Annotated in this window: 19 protein-coding genes; 13 read left to right on the top strand and 6 right to left on the bottom strand. The window is 63.3% G+C overall.

The window, feature by feature from the left end; genetic code table 11:
• Positions 1-58: 58 nt before the first annotated feature.
• Genes ssuD through AC0V7N_RS05440 form a run of 3 tightly spaced genes read left to right on the top strand, consistent with a single transcriptional unit; the run spans position 59 to position 2,800 of the window.
• Positions 59-1,222 carry an FMNH2-dependent alkanesulfonate monooxygenase gene (gene ssuD, locus AC0V7N_RS05450; protein ID WP_475455414.1) on the top strand — a complete coding sequence of 388 codons (1,164 nt, stop codon included), beginning with the start codon at positions 59-61 and terminating at the stop codon, positions 1,220-1,222.
• Positions 1,219-1,995 (top strand): ABC transporter permease subunit, encoded by a 777-nt coding sequence (locus tag AC0V7N_RS05445; RefSeq protein WP_475455412.1) that lies wholly within the window; start codon positions 1,219-1,221, stop codon positions 1,993-1,995. Before ssuD ends, AC0V7N_RS05445 begins: the two co-directional genes overlap by 4 nt.
• 7 nt (positions 1,996-2,002) lie before the next feature.
• Positions 2,003-2,800, top strand: coding sequence for an ATP-binding cassette domain-containing protein (locus AC0V7N_RS05440; protein WP_475455410.1), 798 nt, complete (start codon positions 2,003-2,005; stop codon positions 2,798-2,800).
• A 326-nt stretch (positions 2,801-3,126) separates the two neighbouring features.
• Here the strand turns inward: AC0V7N_RS05440 and AC0V7N_RS05435 are convergent, their stop codons facing one another.
• Positions 3,127-3,303, bottom strand: coding sequence for a hypothetical protein (locus AC0V7N_RS05435; protein ID WP_475455408.1), 177 nt, complete (start codon positions 3,301-3,303; stop codon positions 3,127-3,129).
• A gap of 310 nt (positions 3,304-3,613) precedes the next feature.
• Between AC0V7N_RS05435 and AC0V7N_RS05430 the strand changes: the two genes are divergently transcribed.
• From AC0V7N_RS05430 to AC0V7N_RS05415, 4 genes are all read left to right on the top strand, one after another.
• Positions 3,614-3,982, top strand: a complete 369-nt coding sequence (locus AC0V7N_RS05430) for a septal ring lytic transglycosylase RlpA family protein (protein ID WP_095205058.1) — start codon at positions 3,614-3,616, stop codon at positions 3,980-3,982.
• A 233-nt stretch (positions 3,983-4,215) separates the two neighbouring features.
• Positions 4,216-5,493, top strand: a complete 1,278-nt coding sequence (locus AC0V7N_RS05425; RefSeq protein WP_475455406.1) for a polyhydroxyalkanoate depolymerase — start codon at positions 4,216-4,218, stop codon at positions 5,491-5,493.
• Positions 5,494-5,652: 159 nt separating this feature from the next.
• The gene (locus AC0V7N_RS05420; protein ID WP_475455403.1) at positions 5,653-6,273 is read left to right on the top strand and encodes a transglutaminase-like cysteine peptidase; all 621 of its coding nucleotides are present in this window, start codon (positions 5,653-5,655) and stop codon (positions 6,271-6,273) included.
• Between the two features lie 428 nt (positions 6,274-6,701).
• Positions 6,702-6,950 (top strand): hypothetical protein, encoded by a 249-nt coding sequence (locus AC0V7N_RS05415; protein ID WP_475455401.1) that lies wholly within the window; start codon positions 6,702-6,704, stop codon positions 6,948-6,950.
• Positions 6,951-7,044: 94 nt separating this feature from the next.
• Here the strand turns inward: AC0V7N_RS05415 and AC0V7N_RS05410 are convergent, their stop codons facing one another.
• The 4 genes from AC0V7N_RS05410 to AC0V7N_RS05395 form a co-directional block, all read right to left on the bottom strand.
• On the bottom strand, positions 7,045-7,413 hold the full coding sequence (locus AC0V7N_RS05410) for a helix-turn-helix domain-containing protein (RefSeq protein WP_475455399.1): 369 nt from the start codon (positions 7,411-7,413) through the stop codon (positions 7,045-7,047).
• A 25-nt stretch (positions 7,414-7,438) separates the two neighbouring features.
• Positions 7,439-7,969: a Smr/MutS family protein gene (locus AC0V7N_RS05405; RefSeq protein WP_475455397.1), complete on the bottom strand. Its 531-nt coding sequence runs from the start codon at positions 7,967-7,969 to the stop codon at positions 7,439-7,441.
• On the bottom strand, positions 7,969-9,066 hold the full coding sequence (gene mltA / locus AC0V7N_RS05400; RefSeq protein WP_475455395.1) for a murein transglycosylase A: 1,098 nt from the start codon (positions 9,064-9,066) through the stop codon (positions 7,969-7,971). The genes AC0V7N_RS05405 and mltA overlap by 1 nt, the downstream gene beginning before the upstream one ends.
• Before the next feature lie 126 nt (positions 9,067-9,192).
• Entirely contained in the window at positions 9,193-9,900 is a 708-nt protein-coding gene (locus tag AC0V7N_RS05395) for a Tim44/TimA family putative adaptor protein (RefSeq protein WP_183464464.1), read from the bottom strand.
• A gap of 224 nt (positions 9,901-10,124) precedes the next feature.
• Here AC0V7N_RS05395 and AC0V7N_RS05390 point away from each other — a divergent pair, with 224 nt between their 5' ends.
• The 6 genes from AC0V7N_RS05390 to AC0V7N_RS05365 all read left to right on the top strand — a co-directional run bounded on the left by AC0V7N_RS05390 (position 10,125) and on the right by AC0V7N_RS05365 (position 16,240).
• A complete protein-coding gene (locus AC0V7N_RS05390) occupies positions 10,125-10,634 on the top strand; it encodes an FxsA family protein (protein WP_475455393.1) in 510 nt (169 codons plus the stop codon).
• A 359-nt stretch (positions 10,635-10,993) separates the two neighbouring features.
• Positions 10,994-11,500, top strand: coding sequence for a protein-export chaperone SecB (gene secB, locus AC0V7N_RS05385; RefSeq protein ID WP_475455391.1), 507 nt, complete (start codon positions 10,994-10,996; stop codon positions 11,498-11,500).
• 528 nt (positions 11,501-12,028) lie between these two features.
• Positions 12,029-13,669, top strand: a complete 1,641-nt coding sequence (locus tag AC0V7N_RS05380) for an ABC transporter substrate-binding protein (protein WP_475455389.1) — start codon at positions 12,029-12,031, stop codon at positions 13,667-13,669.
• Positions 13,670-13,899: 230 nt separating this feature from the next.
• On the top strand, positions 13,900-14,127 hold the full coding sequence (locus AC0V7N_RS05375) for a hypothetical protein (RefSeq protein WP_475455387.1): 228 nt from the start codon (positions 13,900-13,902) through the stop codon (positions 14,125-14,127).
• A gap of 695 nt (positions 14,128-14,822) precedes the next feature.
• Positions 14,823-15,413, top strand: a complete 591-nt coding sequence (locus AC0V7N_RS05370; protein ID WP_496627747.1) for a hypothetical protein — start codon at positions 14,823-14,825, stop codon at positions 15,411-15,413.
• Positions 15,414-15,448: 35 nt separating this feature from the next.
• On the top strand, positions 15,449-16,240 hold the full coding sequence (locus AC0V7N_RS05365) for a pentapeptide repeat-containing protein (RefSeq protein ID WP_496627746.1): 792 nt from the start codon (positions 15,449-15,451) through the stop codon (positions 16,238-16,240).
• 2 nt (positions 16,241-16,242) lie between these two features.
• Here AC0V7N_RS05365 and AC0V7N_RS05360 read toward each other — a convergent pair whose 3' ends face one another.
• Complete coding sequence (locus AC0V7N_RS05360) at positions 16,243-16,767, bottom strand: hypothetical protein (RefSeq protein ID WP_475455383.1); 525 nt, start codon at positions 16,765-16,767, stop codon at positions 16,243-16,245.
• Positions 16,768-17,067 lie beyond the last annotated feature (300 nt).

Genomic DNA, 17,067 nt, shown 5'->3' with positions numbered 1-17,067 from the left:
CCGGGTGAGACCGCCCGGCGCCGTTACCGTTTGTGCCTGCATCTCCAGGAAGTCCGCCATGACCACGCCAGCCAGCACTGCGCCACTCGATTTCTTCTGGTTCATCCCGACGCATGGCGACGGTTCCTATCTCGGCTCCGAACAGCAGCAGCGGCCGCCGGAGTTCGGCTATTTCAAGGAGATCGCCCAGGCGGTCGACCGGCTCGGCTTTCCCGGCGTGCTGCTGCCGACCGGGCAGAATTGCGAGGATTCCTGGATCACCGCGACGGGCCTCGCGACGCTCACCGAAAAACTCAAATTCCTGGTGGCGCTCAGGCCAGGCGTGACGCTGCCGACCTTCGCCGCGCGCCAGACCGCGGCGCTCGACCGGCTGAGCAATGGCCGCCTGCTGCTCAATGTCGTGGTCGGCGGCAATCCGACCGAGCTCGCCGGCGACGGCGTCTTCCTGCCGCATGACGAGCGCTATGCGCAGGCGCATGAATTCCTCACCATCTGGCGCGCCCTGGTGTCCGGCGAGCGCGTCAATTTCGACGGCAAATATTACCGCGTCGAGAATGGCCGCCTCGATCTTTTGCCGAGCCAGGAGCGGCCGCCGCTCTATTTCGGCGGATCGTCCGATGCCGGTCAGGATCTCGCCGCCGACCTCGTCGACATGTACCTGACCTGGGGCGAGCCGCCGGCCCAGGTCGCCGAGAAGCTCGCCTCGGCGCGCGCGAAGGCAGCGCTGCGCGGCCGAAAACTGCGTTTCGGCATCCGGCTGCATTTCATCGTGCGCGAGACCGAGGACGAAGCCTGGCGCGCCGCCGAGCGGCTGATCAGCCATGTCACCGACGCCCAGATCGAAAATGCCCAGGCGCGCTTCCTCAACCAGATGGATTCGGTCGGCCAGCACCGCATGGCCGAACTGCATGGCGGCCGCCGCGACAAGCTTGTCGTTTCGCCCAATCTGTGGGCCGGCGTCGGCCTGGTGCGCGGCGGCGCCGGCACAGCACTTGTCGGCACGCCGGAGCAGATCGTCGAACGCATCCGCGAATACCAGGCGATCGGCATCGACACCATCATCGGCTCCGGCTATCCGCATCTGGAGGAAGCCTATCGCGTCGCCGAGCTCTTGTTCCCAAAGCTTGGGCTCGGCACCAGCCGCCAGCGGGCGCATCAGAACATCGCCAATGAATTCTCGGTCGGCTTCCATGGCGCCACCCGCCTGCAGGCCTCCTCATGAATTTCGGCGCACTTCTCGGTCGCAATAGCATCGGCTGGCTGTTGCCTGTGCTGATCGTCGTCGGCTGGGAGATCGCTTCACGCGCTGGCGTGATGTCGCCGAATGTATTGCCGGCGCCAAGTGCGGTTGCCGAGGCCTTCTGGCGGCTGACGCTGTCGGGCGAGCTGATCCGCAACATCGGTGTCTCCACGGCGCGCGCGCTTGCCGGCTTCGCTGTCGGCGGCTCGATCGGCTTCGCGCTCGGCCTCGCTAACGGCCTGTCGCGGCTCAGCCGCGGCCTGACCGACACCACGCTGCAGATGATCCGCAACATCCCGCATCTGGCGCTGATCCCGCTTGTCATCCTGTGGTTTGGCATCGACGAGGAAGCAAAACTGTTCCTGGTGGCGCTTGGTGTGTTCTTCCCGATCTACGTCAACACGCTGCTCGGCATCCAGAGCGTCGATCCGCAACTGGTCGAGATGGGTCGCGTCTACGGTATGGACCGGCGCGCGCTGTTCTTCAGGGTGATCCTGCCCGGCGCGCTGCCGGCGATCTTCGTCGGCCTGCGCTACGCCCTGGGCATCATGTGGCTGACGCTGATCGTCGCCGAGACCATCTCGGCCAGTTCCGGCCTTGGCTACATGGCCATGCAGGCGCGCGAATTCCTGTTGATCGATGTCGTCGTGCTGTCGATCCTGATCTACGCGCTGCTCGGCAAGCTCGCCGACAGCCTCGCCCGCCTGCTCGAGCGGCTGTCGCTCGGCTGGCATCCCGCCTTCCAGAACGGATGAGTCTTCGATGCCAGCCGCCAGCCTGACCTCCGTCCGTTCCTTCGTCGCCTCGCCCGCGCCGGCGCGCCCGGCAATATCGGTCGAAGGCCGCCGCGCCTTCGCCTTCAAGGGCGTCGAAAAACGCTTCGGCGACAAGACCGTGCTCGACGGCATCGACCTCGACGTGCCGGCCGGGCAGTTCGTTGCCGTCATCGGCAAGAGCGGCTGCGGCAAGAGCACGCTGCTCAGGCTGCTCGCCGGGCTCGACCGGCCGACATCGGGATCGCTGACGCTGGGCGCCGAGGAAGAAGGCCACAGCCGCACGCGCTTCATGTTCCAGGAGCCGCGCCTGCTGCCCTGGGCCAGCGTGGTCAAAAATGTCGAGGTCGGGCTGACCGGCATCGTTGCCGGCGCGGACGCAAGGCAACGCGCGCTCGACATTCTGGGCGAGGTCGGCCTCGCCGATCGCGCCGATGAATGGCCCTCGGTGCTTTCCGGCGGCCAGAAGCAGCGCGTCGCGCTCGCCCGCGCGCTGGTCGGCCAGCCGCAGATCCTGGCGCTCGACGAGCCGCTCGGCGCGCTCGACGCGCTGACCCGCATCGAAATGCAGCAATTGCTGGAGCGCATCTGGCTCGCCCAGAAATTCACCGCCGTGCTGGTCACGCATGATGTCGCCGAGGCCGTCGCGCTCGCCGACCGGGTGGTGGTGATCAGCGCCGGCCGGATCGCCCTCGACCTGGAGGTGCCGGTGGCCCGGCCGCGCCGGCGCGGCTCCGCCGAGCTCGCCCGGCTTGAGGGCACGATATTGGACCGGCTGTTCGGGTAGGGTTGTCGGGGGCAAGGCAAGGCTTTGGCTGGTCGCTTGGGTTGACCTTTGCGAAGCGCTCCACCCCTTCGTCATCCTATGGCGGAGCAAGAAGCGAAGCGACGCGGCGCAGACCCCTGGAGCTGCTCTGCAGCCCAAGGGATCCATGCCGGGACTCCTGAGCGCCGCTACGGTTCATCATTCTGCACCGCTGCACCCTTCGACGTAGGTCGCGGCATGGATCCCAGGGTCTCCGCGACGCCGCTTCGCGGCTGCTCCGCCCTAGGATGACGAAGTTGAGGGTGGGTCGACCAATCGCGAATGCGCTCGTTCGCGCCACTCACCCCCTACCGGTTCGCCCACACCAGCCCGGCCAGCCCAACCAGCATCGCGACCAGACCAATATAGAGCCATTGCGACTGGCCGGTCATGAAGCTGCCGCCGACCACGCCGATGCCTTGCAGCGACCACACCGCGCCGATGGCCAGCACAATCAAGGCCAGCAGATTTTTGGTCAGTCTCATTGACGGATCTCGCTTTTTGAAGTCGATCGTTTGCGGCGCTGTAAGCGTGATGAAAGAGCCAAAGGAAATGGGCCAATCACGCCGAATTCTACTTGGATATTAATCCGATATCTTGTCAAATCGATCTCAGATATCGGTCCGAAGATCATCGAGAATTGATCAGTTATCGCCGGAAAATCCCTGACAGACTGTTACCCGCTGACTCCAAACGTGTGCTCTTGCCACGGAACTGCCAGATCACTGCCGCATTTCCTGCCTTATTCGACACCTAACGGCTGGGGTCTGTCAAAAACGGAGCCACCCCCTAAAGATGAAGAACCTAAACCAGACCGCGCTTGTCGCGGTAACGATCGCTGCTGGCCTGATGGTCGGCGCCTCTGCTACCTCGGCAACCGCCGCCGCCGGCCAGTGTGGCCGCGCTTCCTGGTACGCGCTGCACTCGAAGACCGCATCGGGCGAGCGCATGAACCCTTCGGCGATGACCGCCGCCCACCGCACTCTGCCTTTCGGCACCAAATTGCGGGTCACCAACCAGCACAACGGCCGCAGCGTCATCGTGCGCATCAATGATCGTGGCCCGTTCATCAGGGGTCGCATGCTCGATTTGTCGAAGGGTGCCGCCGGCCAGCTTGGCTTTATCAGCTCCGGCCAGACCGCTGTCTGCGTCGCGCGCGTCTAAGCCTACTCCTGTGTCCGGCAACAGGGCCGGACACATTTCCTACACATTTCGGCACTGCACATTGAGCCGGCTCGGCCATTCCAGGCGGATTTGCAAGCCTTTGGACGAAAGAACCATTGGTCACGCAACGTGACGTATTGCGTCGCAGCAATTAGTTGTTAACTTCGCCGCGAGACATTTGAGGCTCGGCGCTGCTCGTCGTCCCTTCGGTCGAGGCAGCAGCGGGGTTCTTGATGTTCTACCAGCTCTACGAAATGAACCACGCCGCCTTGCAGCCTGCGCGCCTCTATGCCGACGCGGTGCGGATGTTCTACTCCAACCCGCTCAATCCGATCTCGCACACCGCCTGGGGCCGTTCGATCGCGGCGGGCGCCGAACTGTTCGAACGCACCACGCGCCGCTATGGCAAGCCGGCCTTCGGCCTCGACAAGACCGTCGTCGACTGGAAGAGCGTCGCGGTCACCGAAAAGACCGTCTGGTCGAAGCCGTTCTGCAATCTCGTCCGCTTCGAGCGCGCTCTCCCCGCTGGCCGCAAGCCGGATCCGAAGCTTCTGATCGTGGCGCCGATGTCGGGCCACTATGCCACGCTGCTGCGCGGTACCGTGGAAGCCATGCTGCCCTATGCCGATGTCCACATCACCGACTGGGTCGATGCCCGCATGGTGCCGCTGGCCGACGGCAGCTTCGATCTCGACGACTATATCGACTACATCATCGACATGTTCCACGCGCTCGGGCCCGACACCCATGTGATGGCGGTGTGCCAGCCTTCCGTGCCGGTTCTGGCGGCTGTGGCGCTGATGGAGACAAAGGGCGATCCCTTCGTGCCGTCGACCATGACCCTGATGGGCGGCCCGATCGACACCCGCCGCAACCCGACCGCGGTCAATCTGCTAGCGCAGGAAAAGGGCATCGACTGGTTCCGCGACAATGTCATCATGCACGCGCCCTGGCCGGTGCCGGGCTTCGGCCGCGAGGTCTATCCGGGCTTCCTGCAGTTGTCCGGCTTCATGAGCATGAACCTCGACCGCCACATCATCGCCCACAAGGACTTCTTCATGCACCTTGTGAAGCATGATGGCGACAATGCCGAGAAGCACCGCGACTTCTATGACGAATATCTGGCTGTCATGGACCTGACGGCGGAGTTCTACCTGCAGACCGTCGACACCGTCTTCGTTCGTCAGGTCCTGCCGAAGGGCGAGATGACGCATCGCGGCACGAAGATCGATCCCTCCGTTATTCGCAACGTCGCTCTGTTCACCGTCGAGGGCGAGAACGACGACATATCGGGCCTTGGCCAGACCAAGGCGGCGCAGGATTTGTGCGTCAACATTCCGGCCGACAAGAAGGCGCACTACATGCAGCCGGCGGTCGGCCATTACGGCGTCTTCAACGGCTCGCGCTTCCGCTCCGAGATCGTGCCGCGCATCGTCGACTTCATCACCAGCTATGGCCGCCAGAACCGCGTCGCGGTGAGGCCGAGGCTGGTCCGCACCGCCAAGCGATAAGTATTTCAGGGACAAAATCGGCCGCTGGCCCGATTCTGTTGCACAATAGACGCTGTCCCTCCCCGCGGGTAACCATGCTGCCAATCAGGCCGTCGTCGTAATTGACACGGACTGTCAATCGCCCTTAACGTTTCGTTAACAACAGGGTGAGCGGGGACAATGAATTCCTCAACAATGGCGAGAAGGCTGCGCTTGTGCGCGGCTGCGGCCGGTCTGGCAGCCACGGCAGGCTGGATGACACCGGCAATGGCAGCCGGAGCGATGGCGACCGGGGGGCTGACCTCGCAGCCGATCGGCCACTATGATTTCTGCAAGCTCCACCCCGGCGAATGCTCGATCCGTCCGAGCAATCTGGCGCCGGCCAGGATGACCAACGGGCTGATGAGCAAGCTCGCCAGCGTTACCGCCAGGGTCAACGCCGCCGTCAAGCCGATGAGCGACATGGACATCTACGGCAAGGACGAGGTCTGGGCCTATCCCGACAAGGGCGTCGGCGATTGCGAGGACTACGTGCTGGAAAAGCGCCGCCGGCTGTCCCACATGGGCATCTCGCTTGCCGATCTGCTCATCACCGTGGTGCGCAAGCCCGACGGCGAAGGCCATTCCGTGCTGACGGTGCGCACCGACAAGGGCGACTACGTGCTCGACAATCTGACCGACAAGGTCAAGGCCTGGGACCAGACCGGCTACCGCTTCCTCAAGCGGCAGGCGATCGACAACACCGGCCGCTGGGTCTCGATCCGTGGTGGCCAGCAGGTCCTGGTGGGGTCGGTGGAATAGGGACTGGGCTGCGGCTCGGTTCGTGCGGCGCCACCCCCAGCGCTTCGTCATCCTAGGGCGGAGCAAGGAGCATAGCGACGCGCGCAGACCCGAGGATCCATGCCGTGACACCAACATAGAACACGGCGGCCCAGGAACAGGCGTCGTTTTCATCCGAGCATCGTTAGATTTTGCACCGCTGCGGCGCTCGCAAGTCGCGGCATGGATCCTCGGGTCTGCGCGTCCGCTTCGCTTCCGCTCCGCCCGTGGATGACGAAAGTGAGGAGGCTCCGCCAATCTCGTAGAGTTCCGCCGCCCGCTCCGTTGCAAGGCGTCGCGAACGCACCTCGCGCATCCCACCAAAAATTTCCGCATCTCTCCGTGAACCATTTCCGTCCGCCCGGCGACACACAGCCGTGAATGACGAAACCCAACCATGGAGACTTCAAATGGCTGCTTTCCTGCGCAATACCCTTCTCGCCGTCGCTGCCGTATCGGCCCTGGGCGGATCCGCAATGGCCGACCAGACGGTCAGCTGCTCCCACACCAACCTCAATGACCTTTGGGCTGGCCGTTGTTGTGGTACTGCCGGCGCCTCGGACTGCCTGGGCGGTGGCCACGACCGCGACCATCATGACAATGGCCGCCCGGGCACCAACGGCGGCAACCCCAATGGCAGCCCGACCGGCAAGCCCTGATCTCACCACAGCTGCCCGCTGGCGGTTCGCCGGCGGGCACTGGTTTTGCGATCAGGCAGACATCCGGTCGTCGAAAAATCCGGGCAAAAACCTGTTACTTCAGCCGGCCAAGTGCTGCGCGGATCAATGCCGTGATGCGGCGCAGTTCCGCCTCGTCCAGTTTTTCTATGTTCTCGGCCAGCAGATTGGCGAGTTCGGTGGCGGCGGGATTGAGGCCCGACGTATCGAGTTTCACGCGTGGATGCGAGGCTTCGGCCAAGCGCGCCAGTTCCTCGGCATCGTCCCAGATGATGTTGAAATAGCCGATGATCTTCTGGATCAGCGTCCAGGTCGGCGCGCCGCGCCTGCCATGTTCGAGCGCCGAGAGATAGGCGGCGCTGACGCCGATCGCCGCCGCCATGTCCTTCTGGCTGACGCCGCGCTCGCCTCGCAGCGCCCGCAGCCGCTCGCCGAACGGCGTCATGCGCCCGGCCTCCCGGCGTCAGCCCTCATGCGCGCACCCGCCGCAGCCTGATATAGAGCGCGCCCGAGCCGCCATGGTTGCGGGCGGCATGGTCGTGGCTGGAGACCAGCGGCCGGAACGCCGGCGTCGACAGCCAGGCCGGCACCGCGCGCCGCAAGACGCCGTCGCCGCCGGAGGACGACCCCTTGCCGGTGATGACCAGCACATAGCGGATGCCGCCGGCATGCGCGCGATGCAGGAACGAGAACAGCAGCGAATAGGCCTCGTCCTGCGTCATGCCGTGCAGGTCGACGCGGCCCTCGATCGGCAGCCGGCCTTTCGACAATTTGTCCAGCGTCGGCTCGTCGAGGCGGTGTGTCACATGCTGCACCTTCGGCTTCACCGCACCCGGCGCATTGGCGGCGGGCTGGGCCGCCTGCGATGGCGCCGGCTTGGCCTCGATGGCCATGTCGGGAATGTCGACCGAAATCCTGCCCTTCAGCGGCTTGGCCGTGCGCGCCACCAGGTTCCACAGCACCCGGTCGTCTTCGCTCAGCCTGTCCGGGCGCTTGCTCATCAGGCGCCCCCGGCCAGCGCGCGCGGCACCAGCGCATAAAAATCCGCAGCGTTGCGCACCACGCCGGCGATCTCGCCGGCGGCATCGCCCGAACCAGCAAACAGATCTCCCCGCGCCGGCCCGGTGATGGCCGAGCCGGTGTCCTGCGCGATCATCAGCCGCCGGAACGGTTTTGCGTCGAAGGCAATGAGCGTCGGCGCGTCGATATGGAAAGGCGTGCCGAATGTGTGCAGCAGCCGGTCGACGGCGACCGAGCGGCCCGGCGTCAGCGGCACCTTGGCGGCGGCGATCGGGCCGAGGGCGGCGTCGTCGACATCAGCCTCGCGGAAGAAGATGTAGGAGCGGTTCTGCCACAGGATCTCGTCGATGCGGTCCGGATGCGCCTTGAACCAGGCGCGGATCGACTGCATCGTCACCTCTGCCAGCGGAATTTCCCCCAGCTCGCTCAGCACCTTGCCCGGTCCGGTGAAACGCTGGCCTGACTTGGCGGCATAGGTGACGCGGCAAAGCCGGCCGTCGGTCATGGCGAGCCGTGCCGCCCCTTGCACATGGATGAAGAAGGCATCGACCTTGTCGGCCAGCCAGGCAATCTCCAGCCCTTGGCCGGCGAGCGCGCCGCGCTCGATCGCGCCACGGTCGAAATACTCGGCCAGTCCGTTGGGGGTTCGGTGTGCGAAAGCGAGATAGGAATCCATCTCGGCGGGCCGGTTGGCGTCGTCGACATCGACGAGATCGGCCGGCCGCGACAAAAGCGGCACGGCAAAACCCTCCGTCCGCACCGGCGAGGCCTCGACTTGCGGCTCGTAGAAGCCGGTGACAAGCCCGGCGCCTGTCTCGGGCCGCACCAGCATGGGGACAAAATGGCGCTCGAAGAAGGCGCGGGCTTCCGAGCGGCTGGCGGCAGGGACTTCGCGCGCCTCTGCATAGGCATCAGTGAACGCGCCGAAATCGACGCCGAGCGCGCCGCTGCGATAGGGTTTTACCGGCACATGGAAGGCGGAGCGGCGAAAGGCCTCGAAGGCCGGCAGATGGTCGTCGTCGCCCCAGCCGGGGAGATCATCGAAAGACTTTGCCAAAAAAAGAGGCGATAGCGACACCGGAGCCCCGTCGCTTTAAAGCGCGTCGTGTTTGAAGAGAGTCATGCGACGCGCTTCGAGCCTTGGTTTTGATGCAAGTCGTTGTCCCAAAACCGCTTCGCACTTTTGGGCGACATGCATCGGGGCTCAGTCTTCTTCTTCGGTGGCGACGAGCTTCCAGTTCGGATCGCGCGAGCGCGTGTCGCGGGCGAAGGTCCAGACATCCTTGACCTCGGCCACGGTTTCCGGATCGCCGTCGATGACGGCACCCGCCTTGTCGCGCGTCGCCGAAATCAGCTCGCTGATGATGCGCAGCGTCACATGCGCCTCGCCGCCCTTCATCTCGGCCGAGACGATGTCGGCCTTGTCGATGCCGACGAAGGAGGACTGGATCTTTTCCGCCTTGGCCTCGCGTTCGCCGATCGCGGCGACGAAACCGTCGAAAACCTCGCGCGACAGCAGGTTCTTCAGCGTTTTGCGGTCGCCGTCGGCATAGGCCATGACGATCATCTCGTAGGCCATCTTGGCGCCGTCGACGAAACCCTTCGGATCGAAGGACGGATCATTGTCCTTGATCGCGCGCAGGCCCTTGTTGAGGTCGGTGTCGGGCTTGGCGAAAGCGTCGATCGCCGTATAGGCGTCGGCCGGCGCCGGTTCGCCCGGCAGCCGCTTGCGCGGCAGCGAAACGACATTCTCGGGCTTCTGCGTGGCGTCCTTGTCGGTGCGCGCCGCCGTGTAGGGATCGAAGGGCGGCCGCTCGCTACCGGTCCGACGGCCCAGCACGTTGCGCAGCTGGAAGAAGATCACCACCGCCGCGATCAGGAAGAAAATCGTGCCGAAGTCGAAGAATCCCATATCTTCCGCCAATCAATCCCTGCCTCGAGGCCGGACCATCCAGCCAACAGGCCGCGGTCGCATAGCGTTCAACATTCAAAGCATATAGAACGCAAGGTGCAATCATTCAAATCAAAGGCAGGCATACCTATCTAACAGCCTCAGGGCCAGCGGCGATTGGCCGCCGACGGGCCAAAACAATCGAAACGGCCAAAACGACCGAAAAGGTTGCCCAAAGATAAAGGTTGCCAAGACTTGCGCATTTCGCTGCTTCCCTTTTTCTTCTCGCACTGCCGCTGCTGGAAATCGCCGGTTTCGTCATCGTCGGCCGTGAGGTCGGCGCGCTGGCGACGGTCGGCCTGGTGCTGGCGTCGAGCATTGCCGGCGTGCTTTTGCTCAGGCACCAGGGTTTCGGCGTCATGGCGCGGGTGCGCGCCGAGATGGATGCCGGCCATGATCCCAGCCGCCATCTTGCCCATGGCGCCATGATCGTGGTCGCGGCGATCCTGCTGATCATCCCCGGCTTCATCACCGACATTATCGGCCTGCTGCTGTTCCTGCCGCCGGTGCGCGACCTCGCCTGGCGCCGCTTCAAGGGCCGCATCGTCGTCGCCACCGATTTCTCGGCCGGCGGTTTTCGCGGCCGCCAGCGCGACAAGGTCATCGACCTCGACGACGGCGACTATTCGCGCGAGGACGATTTCAAGCGCGGTCCGGATCACAATTCGCCGTGGCGGCGTCTGAAGGATGATTGAGGCCGGCCATCCGTCGCCTCGTCATCCTAGGGCGGAGCAAGGAGCGAAGCGACGCGGCGCAGACCCCTGGAGCTGCTCCGCAGCCCAAGGGATCCATGCCGCGACCTCTGAACGCCGCTGCGGTGGAGGATATTCACCCCGCCGAGCGGTTGTGAGCATTGAGCCGCTGTGCATCTGTCGGCAAGGTCGCGGCATGGATCCCAGGGTCTCCGCGACGCCGCTGCGCGGCTACTTCGCCCTGGGATGACGACATGAGGAGCCCCAAGGCGGCAAACCTTGTCTTGTCATGCCGGCCATGCTAGCCAACGCCCGATTTCAATTCGGTCAGCAAAGCTGCCCAGGGGAAAAGGAAACGGCTCATGGCCAGCAATGATGACGCGCCGGTCGGCGCGGCCAACGGAAACGGCAACACGGCGGCGCAGCCGTCGCTCAACGTCCTGGCCCAGTATGTGAAGGACCTGTCCTTCGAAAGCCCCGGCGCGCCGAACTCGCTGCGCGGCCGCGACAAGGCCCCCGGCATCGCCATCAACGTCAATGTCAACGCCAACCCGCTCTCCGACAAGCAGTTCGACGTCAATCTGACGCTGAACGCCAAGGCCTCCTTCGACCAGGAAGTGCTGTTCAACGTCGAGCTGGTCTATGGCGGCGTCTTCGCCATTTCGGGCTTCCCGCAGGAGCACATGCTGCCGATCCTGTTCATCGAATGCCCGCGCCTTTTGTTCCCCTTCGCCCGCCAGATCATCGCCGAAGCGACCCGCAATGGCGGCTTCCCGCCGCTGATGCTCGACCCGATCGATTTCGCGCAGATGTTCCAGCAGAAGATCGCCGAAGACCAGGCCGCGGCCTCGAACGTCAAGGTGAGCTGAGGCTCGGCCTGAACGGATGTTCTGAAAAACCCGGCCTTGCGCCGGGTTTTTTGTTGGGCGCCGCTTTATCGCTGGCAGAGGGCAATTCTCTGCAATGCCGGAGGGGCACTGCCCCCCTCTGTCCTGCCGGACATCTCCCCCTCAAGGGGGGAGATCGGATGTCGTGAATGCCTTCGCCAACGGCGAACGCCGAAGAAAGAGTGCTAAGGCAGAAGCTGCCAATCTCCCCCCTTGAGGGGGAGATGTCCGGCAGGACAGAGGGGGGCGGTGACAGAACTCGGCGTGGGACGTTCTGGACAACCCACTTGCAGCCACCCCCCTGCGGAGCGCCGCACAACTCCTGCGGATTCCAGAACACTCCCCAGCGTCACCCCCCTCTATCATCGCCACCTCAGGCAAAGGCGTCCCGGCGGTCGCAGCCGCCCCCGCGTTGGCGATTCGTCGGGACGAGTTCTTTCTGTGCATGCCGTCTTCCCAAAACCGCTGGGCACTTTTGGGCGGCATGCACCAACAATCAGGGGAACGACGATGAAATTCATGCTGACCGACCGCAAACTGCACCCGCGGGCCAAGCCCGTTGCCGACGATTTCAAGAAGGGCGGCATCAACCGCCGCGAATATCTTGCGCTGATGGCCGGCCTCGGCGTCTGCGCCGCCGGCGCGCTGGCGCTCGGCGGCCTGACCGCGACCCCGGCCCGCGCCGCCGAGCCCAAAAAGGGCGGCACCTTGCGCGTCGCCATGAACGTCAAGGGTTTCAAGGACCCGCGCACTTTCGACGGCGTCGAAATGTCCAACGTCGCCCGCCACTGCAACGAATATCTGGTGCGCTGGAACACTGATTTTTCGTTCGAGCCCTGGCTGCTCGAAAAATGGGAGATGAGCGACGATGCCAAGACGCTGACGCTGCATGTCCGCAAAGGCATTTCCTGGTCGAATGGCGATGCCTTCAACGCCGACGATGTCGTCCACAACCTCACCCGCTGGTGCGAGGCCGGTGTCGCCGGCAATTCGGTCGCCGCGCGCATGGGCGCGCTGGTCAATGCCGACACCAAGAAGGTGGTTGACGGCGGTATCGAGAAGGTCGACGACTTCACCATCAAGCTGAACCTGCCAAAACCCGATATTTCGCTGATCGCCGGCATGGCCGACTACCCCGCCTTGATCATGCACCGCTCCTATGACGGCGCCGGCGATCCGATGAAGGCGCTCGCCATCACCACCGGCCCCTGCGAACTGGTGAGATGGGACGCCGAGACCGGCGCCGAGGTGAAGCGCAAGGACAAGCCGTGGTGGAAGGGCGAATTCTATTTGGATGGCATCCAGTGGATCGACTACGGCTCCGACCCCAACGCCATGCTGTCGGCCTTCGAATCCGGCGAGATCGACACCGACCACGAAACCGCCACCGATGCCGTCTCGCAGACCGACAAGATGGGGCTGAAGAACTCCGAGATCGCCACCGGCTCCACCATCGTCGCCCGCTTCAACATCGGCAACGCGCCCTATGACGACGTCAAGCTGCGCCGCGCCGCGCAGCTCGCCGTCGACAATTCGGCCGTGCTGAAGCTTGGCCTCGACGGGCGCGGCAAACCCGCCGACAACCACCATGTCGGCCCCATGCACCCCGAGTATGCCGATATCGGCCCGGCCAAGCGCGACATGGAGGAGGCCAAGAAACTGCTCGCCGCCTCCGGCAAGGCGGACCATGAATATGAGCTGATCTCGGTCGACGTCGAATGGCAAAAGAGCACCGCCGACGCCATCGCCGCGCAAATGCGCGAGGCCGGCCTCAAGATCAAGCGCACCGTGCTGCCCGCCGCCACCTTCTGGAACGACTGGAGCAAATATCCTTTCTCCTGCACCGAATGGCTGGGCCGGCCGCTCGGCGTCCAAGTGCTGGCGCTCGCCTACAAATCGGGCGCCGCCTGGAACGAAAGCGCCTACGCCAGCAAGGAGTTCGACGACCTCCTCGACAAGGCGCTCGCCACCCCCGACGCCAAGGCGCGCAAGGAGATCATGGCCGGCATCGAGAAGAATTTGCGCGATAGCGGGATCATCATCCAACCCTACTGGCGCTCGGTGTACCGGACCTATCGCAAGGGCGTGGAAGGCTGTGAGCAGCACCAGGCGCTGGAGCAGCATTTTGAGAAGGTATGGATTGAGAGTTGAGGCTTCGCCAGTCTTGGGTTCCTCGCCCCCACTCCGTGGGGCGAGGAACCAGCGCCCTACCGCCCAATCCTCACACCAGGCCCAACATTTCATGTACGACGCAAAGCGTGCGCCGGCGGGCGGTGGACCGCCGCCGCCACAGGGCGCATGGTTGCGCTGTCGCTGGCCACTCAATGGGCGCTGGTGCTTGAGAGTGTCAGCGTGCTCCCGCCCCCTAAGGGAGCAATGCAATGGAAGACCCCACCGGGCCGCCACTCACTTTCCATGCGTTGCGCAGGGCGTTCCAGACATCCATTGCCGAACACCTCATCCCTGAGGCGCAATGGGCGGACCATTGCAAGGCGCTGCTGCGCGAACGCACGCGCAAGGCGCATGTCGACAGCGGCCTGGTCAACTGGATTGTCCGCGGCGAGATGACCGGGCGCGTGCGGGGAAGTGGCCGGCGCGCATGCCGGTGAAGACAATTGCCTGAGTCCCGCGCCGGCCACTGGCGACCTGATAAAGGTCCGCCGCCCGATTTTTGTAGCTGGCTGCGGGAGCCCGATCAACCAAGCCGAACCGTTGGTACGGTTTCGTACAAAGCCGACAGGCTGGAAGCGTGGAAGACAGCGCTGTCCAGCGACAGCGCCCGGTGACCGCCCCGGCAGGGCGAGCCTTTAAGCAGACCCTATTTTCCGCAGGGCTGCGATATCGGACAGGGCATTGCCGTCACGGCCGAAAGCTTCTCGCGCCTGTTCAGCGTCGGCTTTGCATAGATCTTTTTCACGGATGGTCCCCTGAGCCCCCAATGGCCTGGGTCCAATGGCGCGGGTATTCGCGCGATGTCAATGCGGGGCGCGCTTCGGCGGATGCGGGCATTGGAGTGAGTGAAGCGGAAAGCAACTGAAGTATCGGGCAGTTGCCCTGCCGGTCGTCAATCGGCGTAGGCCAGCTTGTTATTGCAAGACTGCGGCTACTGCAAAACCGGATCAACACCGCCTCAGAAACGATCTCGCACGTGGGGCATGTCCGAGCGATGCGAAGTGAACTTCAATAGAAAGCAAGAATACTCGGTTCGATTTCTGTTCTGAACATTTTGCCAAAATGTTGGCTTCTTGGTTTCATCAGGAATATCATCGGGGGAATTAGAGGGGGAATTAGAAGGGGAAAACACATGCTCGGTTTGCTGGGGTGGCTGTTGGTTTTCGGATTCGTTCTGATTGCACTGGCTGGAATGGCCTGGATATTTCTGCCGAATTGGCTGTCCAAGACGTTCGGCTCTATTGAGCCTGGGAACCCCTATCGAGACGGCCTCCCCCGAATACTCGGATTTCCTATCGTCGCCATCGGCGCTGCCGGCGCAATCGTCACAGCACTTCAAGCAATAGACGCATTTAGCCGAGCGCAAGAGAGTGCATACCAGGACCAATACAGGAAAGGATTCGATTCGATTGGCAGTGAGAATATTGCTGTGCGTATCGGTGGGCTTTATGCCCTCGAGGACTTACTTGGTAGGAAAACCGTCCATGCCAGTGACGAAAAGTCTACCAGTCCCGCTATAATAATCTTGAGAGCCTTGGCTGCTCTAGCGGTGGACAGCTCACGGAAATCTAAACATGCTGACGGAGCTATTCCAGCGGATGTGTCAACGGCGCTCGGAATTATCGGGAGTGGAATCAAGGAGATAGAGAGCGATCACGAGGTAACGCTATGGCCGAGCCTCGATCTTCGCGGGGGAAATTTTCGGGCAGTGTGGTTGTGTTGAGGGACTTGTCTCACACGGATTTCAGAGGCGCCGACTTGCGAGGCTCGGATTTTTACAAGACGAAATTCTATGGAAGCAATCTGCGGTTTGCGCATATGCAGGGCATAAATGGTTCCGGCGCGGATTTCTCCCATGCTGGGCTCTCCAATGCTTCTTTTGAAAAAGGCCGGAACTGGGCAGTGCCAGCCATGGAGACTGGGGAGCCCATTGGCAGCCAGCTTTCCGGATCCACGTTTTACAATGCGTCGGGAGAAAATATTAAATTCGGTGGAGCTTGCTTGGCCGGCGTGTTCTTTAATAATGCGGATATTAAGAGCAGCGACTTTACTGAGGCGAATCTTTACCAGGTGCATTTTAAATCCGCCAAATTAACCGGGATCTCGTTCGCACGCACAAATATTATGCGAGCGGAGTTTACTATTGACGATAAGGTGACCGCCCTTATCGATGTGTCTTTCGAAAGCGCGGACCTGCGTAAAGCGGATTTCTCGGGCGCGACCCTGACGAACGTAGACTTCCATCGGGCAAATCTCACCGATGCCCATTTCGACGGTGCTGTTCTCACCAATGTGCATTTCGATGACGCTGTTCTTGTTCAGGCGACGTTCAAGGGCGCAAAGCTTGCGGGAACGTCGTTCAAAGGTGCCCTTATGCAAGGTGCCGTCTTCAACGGCACCACTCTGGACGGTGCCGACATGACAAGCCTTTGTGGCACCGCCTTACCGGACGATCGGATCGCGGTCGGCTACTGTGAAGCGCCGCCCACCAACCCTCCGCCGGTTGACCCGGTTGAGCCGCACAGCTGTCTTAACCAGGAAGCCAGATAGGTCTACGCCCCCGCTCCCGCCGCGGGCCTCAGCAGCGTCCAGATCCACCCAACAAAAGTCAGCACCAGGAACGGATAGCCGGCGGCGGGCAGTGGCGCCGAGGTCGGCAGCAAGGGCGCGCCCCAGATAATCATGCAAGCCGAGACGACAAACAGCACGGCGGCCATGAGCGCGGTGAGCCGCATCCACAGCGCAAAAGTCTTCGGCGCGCTGACCATGACCAGCGCCGCCGCCCAAAGCGTGATGCCGCCGACATAGGAGGGCACGCTGGCCTCCAGCCCCGCCGCATTGCCGGCCAGCAGCAGCGTCTCGCCGGCGAGGAAGGTCAGGAAGCCCGCGGCGACGCAGTCATCGCCCAGCCGCTGGTATTTCATGGTCAGCAGCGCGGTCGCCACCACGAGCGCCGCGCCGTCGATCGTCCAGAGCGTTTCGCGCAGCGGAGCGCTGGTGACGAAGGTGCCGGCCAGGCCGAAGGCGCCACCGATGGCGAGGCCGAGAGAGGCAATGGTGTCAGAAGTGGTGCGCATTTGATGTCCCTCCAAGCCGTGCGGAGGATACTCTAGGGTTGGGCGTTTTCAATGGGTGGTCCGTCGTCTAGAGAGCACCGGCTCCGGTCAGCGGATGGTCTCGGAAGGGACCCCGGTCAGCGCGAAATCGACGAGCCCTGGCCGCCGTCACCAGAATAAACCGCGCGCGGTGTGGGGCGGAAACGCTCTGACCGGCGGCCCATCGGTAACAACGGCGCTCTGACAAAGGCGCGAACACCTAGAGCATTATACTGGACGCGCTGTTACGAATCTCGACGGGGGATGAGCGAGGCGACCCTC

Source organism: Mesorhizobium kamtschaticum (assembly GCF_056174585.1).
Note: the sequence above shows the minus strand (reverse complement) of the source record. Positions and strands in the feature narration are given on the sequence as shown.